This window comes from Saccharomonospora iraqiensis subsp. paurometabolica YIM 90007, assembly GCF_000231035.2.
In the GTDB taxonomy this organism is placed as follows: domain Bacteria; phylum Actinomycetota; class Actinomycetes; order Mycobacteriales; family Pseudonocardiaceae; genus Saccharomonospora; species Saccharomonospora paurometabolica.
Genome location: NZ_KI912259.1, coordinates 227,367 through 232,582 on the forward strand (window position 1 = coordinate 227,367; position 5,216 = coordinate 232,582).

General features: G+C 75.4%; 5 protein-coding genes. 4 read left to right on the forward strand and 1 reads right to left on the reverse strand.

Annotated features, from left to right (window positions below; genetic code table 11):
- The coding region (locus SACPADRAFT_RS29275) for a PucR family transcriptional regulator ligand-binding domain-containing protein (RefSeq protein WP_007026382.1) at positions 1-325 on the reverse strand (325 nt) is incomplete at its 3' end.
- A gap of 121 nt (positions 326-446) precedes the next feature.
- On the opposite strand from SACPADRAFT_RS29275, the gene SACPADRAFT_RS0222000 reads away from it, so the two are divergent.
- The 4 genes from SACPADRAFT_RS0222000 to SACPADRAFT_RS29280 form a co-directional block, all read left to right on the forward strand.
- On the forward strand, positions 447-1,316 hold the full coding sequence (locus SACPADRAFT_RS0222000) for an FAD binding domain-containing protein (protein ID WP_007026381.1): 870 nt from the start codon (positions 447-449) through the stop codon (positions 1,314-1,316).
- Positions 1,307-1,765 (forward strand): (2Fe-2S)-binding protein, encoded by a 459-nt coding sequence (locus tag SACPADRAFT_RS0222005; RefSeq protein WP_007026380.1) that lies wholly within the window; start codon positions 1,307-1,309, stop codon positions 1,763-1,765. The genes SACPADRAFT_RS0222000 and SACPADRAFT_RS0222005 overlap by 10 nt, the downstream gene beginning before the upstream one ends.
- 433 nt (positions 1,766-2,198) lie before the next feature.
- Positions 2,199-3,548, forward strand: a complete 1,350-nt coding sequence (locus tag SACPADRAFT_RS0222010) for an 8-oxoguanine deaminase (RefSeq protein WP_028662678.1) — start codon at positions 2,199-2,201, stop codon at positions 3,546-3,548.
- The coding region (locus SACPADRAFT_RS29280) for a xanthine dehydrogenase family protein molybdopterin-binding subunit (RefSeq protein ID WP_007026378.1) at positions 3,545-5,216 on the forward strand (1,672 nt) is incomplete at its 3' end. The genes SACPADRAFT_RS0222010 and SACPADRAFT_RS29280, both read left to right, overlap by 4 nt.

A 5,216-nucleotide genomic window follows, 5' to 3' on the forward strand; every position in this document is an offset into this window, starting at 1 on the left:
GGTCGGCGGGCACCTCCAGCAGCGGCACCCGGTGCCGCAGGCACGCGCGCACCAGCGCGTCCGGGATCCCGCCGGTGTCCGCGCCGGACGCCGCCAGCGCCGCGCATCCCGCCCGTGCCAGGGCGGAGACGAACACCTCCGCGTCGGCGGGCCCGTGCCACCACAGCAGACCGCTGAGCACCAGCTCGTCCGCGGCGAGGTAGCGGCTCGGATCGGGCAGTTCGGTGACGTAGACCCGGGAGATCCCGCGGTCGAACAGGTCGTCGCCCGCCCGTGCGCGCAGACGCAGTTCGGGCATCGCCAGCAGGGTCCGCACCGTCGTCATGGGGTTGTAGGAAAGCACAAGAACCGGGGCGTGCGCTGCCCCCGGATTCGGCGCGGACGCCGTTGCCGCTGCCGCCGGAGGGTTGTGTACTGGGACACACCCTCGTCACCGGGAGGCATCCGTGGAGTTCGTGCGACCGGCGAGTCTGGCCGAGGCCCTGGCGGTCAGGGCACACCGCCCCGAGGCGGTTCCCCTGGCCGGGGGGACCGACGTGATGGTGGAGCTGAACTTCGACCGGCGCCGCCCGGAGACCCTGCTCGATCTCACCGGGATCGAGGAACTGGCCACCGTCTCGGTCGCCGACGGGCAGGTGCGGCTCGGCGCGGGCGTGCCGTACGCACGGGTGATCGACGAACTCGGTGGGCGGCTGCCGGGCCTGGCGGCGGCGTCCCGGACCGTCGGCTCACCGCAGATCCGCAACCGGGGCACCGTGGGCGGCAACCTCGGCGCGGCCTCCCCCGCGGGGGACACCCATCCGGTGCTGCTGGCCTCGGGGGCGCGGATGGAACTCGCGTCGGTCCGGGGCAGCAGGCTGGTCGCGGCGGAGCGGTTCTACCTCGGGCCCGGACGCACCGTCCTCGCCCCGGACGAGCTGATCACCGCGGTGCATCTGCCCGCGCTGTCCGGTGCCGAGCAGTTCAGCAAGGTCGGCACGCGCAACGCGATGGTCATCGCGGTGTGCTCGCTCGCCCTCGTGCTCCGGCCGCACTACGTCGGCGCCGCCTTCGGCTCGGCCGGGCCCGTGCCCCGGCGGGCGGAGGAGGCCGAGCGGTTCCTCACCACCGAACTGCCGTGGGACGACCCGGCACCGCTGCCGGACACGCTGGTCGAGCGGTTCGGCGCGCTCGTCGCCGGGGCCGCCGACCCGATCGACGACGTGCGCGGCACCGCGGACTACCGGCGGCACGCGCTCGCCGTCCTCGCACGCCGCGCCCTGACCTGGGCGTGGCGGGACCACTGGAACAGGGAAGGGGTGCGCTCGTGCGCCTGACGGTGACGGTCAACGGTGCGGCCCGGCGGGCCGACGACGTGTGGGAAGGGGCGAGCCTGCTGTCCCTGCTGCGGGACACCTTCGGGCTGCCCGGGTCGAAGAACGCCTGCGAGCAGGGCGAGTGCGGCTCGTGCACGGTGTATCTGGACGGGGTCGCGGTGTGCGCGTGCCTGGTGGCGGCCGGGCAGGCCCACGGCCGCGAGGTCCGCACCGTGGAAGGGCTGGCCGAGGGCGAGGAGCTGCACCCGGTGCAGCAGGCGTTCCTGGACGCCGGGGCGGTCCAGTGCGGCTTCTGCACCCCCGGCCTCGTCGTGGCGGTGCACGATCTGCTCTCCCGCGTCCCCGACCCCGCCGACACCGACATCCGCGAGGCCCTGGCCGGCAACCTCTGCCGCTGCACCGGCTACGAGACCATCCTCGCCGCGGTCCGCCGGGCGGCCCACCCATGACCCCCCACCCCCGCGAGTCGCCACTTCATGCCCGCGAGTCGACACCCCGTGCCCGCGAGTCGCCCTCCCGTGCCCGCGAGTCGCCCTCCCGTGTCGGCGAGTCGCCCTCCCGTGTCGGCGAGTCGCCCTCCCGTGTCGGCGAGTCGGCGCGGGCGTGCCGGTGTGCCGGCCGATCCGGGCACCGCCCCGACACACACCGGGTACCACCGATCACCCCTCCGGCCTCCCGGGAGGCCGGAGGAACCGGGCGGTCACCGTCCCGGGACGCCGATTCGCGGCGTCGGGGCGTCGACGCGTGGTCCTGGGGTGTCAACTCGCGGTCCTGGAGTGCCAACTCGCGGTCGTGGGGTGTCAACTCGCGGGCCTGGGGTGGCGACTCGCGGTCGTGGGGTGGCGACTCGCGGGCGGGCTTGCGTGGGAACGGGGGAGTGCGGTGTTGGTGATCGAGAATGCGGTGGTCGTGACCGTGGATGCGGCGGGGAGCGAGTACCACGGGGGGCACGTCGTGGTGGACGGTGAGCGGATCGCCGCCGTCGGGGCCGGGCCCGCGCCCGAGGGGGTGTCCGGGGAGCGGGTGGACGCGGGCGGGTGCCTGGTCACGCCCGGGCTGGTGAACACTCACCACCACCTGTACCAGTGGGCCACCCGCGGGTGGGCGACCGACGCGACCCTGTTCGAGTGGCTCGTCACGCTGTACCCGGTGTGGGGACGGCTCGACGCGCAGATCACCCGGTCCGCCGCGGCGGCCGGGCTGGCACGGCTGGCGCTGACCGGGTGCACCACCGTCGCCGACCACCACTACGTCTTCCCCCGGGACGGCGGCGACCAGATGGCGGCGCTGGTGGACGCCGTGCGCGCGGTCGGTGTCCGCGCCCACCTGGTGCGCGGGTCGATGGACCGGGGGGCCTCCGACGGCGGCCTGCCCCCGGACCACCTCGTCGAGGGAACCGACGCCGCGCTCGCCGGCACCGAGGAGGCGATCGACACCTGGCACGACCCCACGCCCGGTGCGGAGCTGCGCGTGGCGGTCGGGCCGTGCTCGCCGTTCACCGTGTCCGACGAGCTCATGACCGGTGCCGCCGAGCTCGCCCGCGGACGCGGCGTGCGGCTGCACACCCACCTGGCCGAGACCCTCGACGAGCAGGAACGGTGCCGGGCCGAGTACGGCCGCGACCCGGTCGCCCACGCCGAGGCGCTGGGGTGGCTGGGCGAGGACGTGTGGCTCGCGCACACGGTGCACGTCTCGCCCGCGGAAGTCCGCGAACTGGGCGCCACCGGCACCGGGTCGGCGCACTGCCCCACCTCCAACGGCCGGCTCGGCACCGGGATCGCCCCGGTGCGGGACCTGCTCGACGCGGGTGTCCCCGTCGGGCTCGGTGTCGACGGGGCCGCGTCCAACGAGTCCGGGGGGCTGGGCGAACAGCTGCACCAGGCGGTGCTCCAGGCCCGGCAACGCGGGGGCCCGCGTGCGCTGGCGCCGCGGGAGGCGCTGCGGATGGCCACGGCGGACGGCGCGCGCTGCCTCGGCAGGCAGGACGAGCTGGGGTCACTGGAGCCGGGCAAGCTCGCCGATCTCGTCGTGTGGGCCACCGACGGTCTCCCGCACGCGGGGATCGACGACCCCGTGGCGGCGCTCGTCCTGGGCGCCGTGCCGGAGGTGCGGCTGTCGCTGGTCGGCGGACGCCGGGTCGTGACCGACGGTGCGCTGCGCACCGCCGACGCGGCGGCACTCGCCGCCGACCTGCGCGCCGCGAGTCGACGACTGGAGGGCACACGGCCATGAGCACGACCGGAACGTCCACCCACACCGACACCCACACCGACACCCACACCGACGCCACGGGCGGCATCGGGTCGAGCCCGGCCCGGCCCGACGGCCCGGCCAAGGTGCGCGGCGCGTTCGCCTTCGCGTCCGACCTCTGGCACGACGACATGATCTGGGGCGCGACCCTGCGCAGCCCCCACCCGCACGCCCGGATCACCGCCATCGACGTCACCGGGGCGGTGGCCCTGCCGGGCGTCCACGCGGTGCTGACCCACGAGGACGTGCCCGGCGAGAACCGCTACGGCCTGGAACGGCCCGACCAGCCTGTGCTGGCCGGGGACGTGGTGCGCTACCGGGGGGAGCCGGTGGCGCTGGTGGCCGCCGACCACCCGGAGACGGCGCGCCGCGCCCTGGCGCGGATCGCGGTCGATTACGCGGTCCTGGAGCCGGTGACCGATCCCGTGGCCGCCGCCGCGGGCGACGGGCCCGCCCTGCACCCGGGCGGCAACGTCGTGCGGCACGTGCCGGTCCGCCGGGGCGACCCCGGCGCCGTGGGCGACGTCGTGGTCGCCGGCACCTACGAGGTCGGGATGCAGGACCAGGCCTTCCTCGGCCCGGAGGCGGGGCTGGCCGTGCCCGCCGACGACGGCGGGGTGGACCTGTACGTCGCGACGCAGTGGCTGCACGCCGACCAGCGGCAGGTCGTGGCCGCGCTGGGGCTGCCGACGGAGAAGGTCCGGTTGACCCTCGGCGGGGTGGGCGGCGCGTTCGGCGGACGTGAGGACCTGTCCGTGCAGATCCATGCCTGCCTGCTCGCACTGCGCACCGGCAGGCCGGTGAAGATGGTCTACGACCGTGAGGAGTCCTTCCACGGGCACGTGCACCGGCATCCGGCGGTGCTGCGGTACGAACACCACGCGGACCGGGACGGCAGACTCGTCCACGTCAAGGCCGAGATCGTCCTCGACGGCGGTGCCTACGCCTCGACCACCGGCGCCGTCGCCGGCAACGCCGCCACCCTCGGCGTCGGCCCGTACGAGGTGCCGAACGTGACCCTGGACTGCCGCGGCGTCTACACGAACAACCCGCCGTGCGGCGCGATGCGCGGTTTCGGCGCCGTGCAGGCGGCGTTCGCCTACGAGTCCCAGATGGACGCACTGGCGCGCGAGTGCGGGCTCGACCCGGTCGAGGTGCGCCGGCGCAACGCGCTGCGCGAAGGATCGTCGATGCCGACCGGGCAGGTGGTGGACGCTCCCGCCCCGGTGGCGGAGCTACTGGAGCGGGTGCGGGACATGCCGCTGCCCCCGGAACCGGGAGGTGCCGGGGAACCGGACCCGCGCCTGCTCCCCGGCGGGGTGTCGAACACCACGCACGGCGAGGGGGTGGTGCGCGGGATCGGTTACGCGGTGGGCCTGAAGAACATCTGTTTCTCCGAGGGTTTCGACGACCACTCCACCGCGCGGGTGCGGCTGCGGGTGCTCGGCGGCGAGCCCGCCGCCACGGTGCACACCGCCGCCGTCGAGGTCGGCCAGGGCCTGGTGAGCGTGCTGCGGCAGATCGTGCGCGAGGAGTTGGGCGTCGAGCGGGTCACGGTCGAACCGGCCGACACCGCGGTCGGCAGCGCGGGCTCCACCTCGGCCTCGCGGCAGACCTACGTCACCGGCGGCGCCGTGCGCGCGGCGGCGG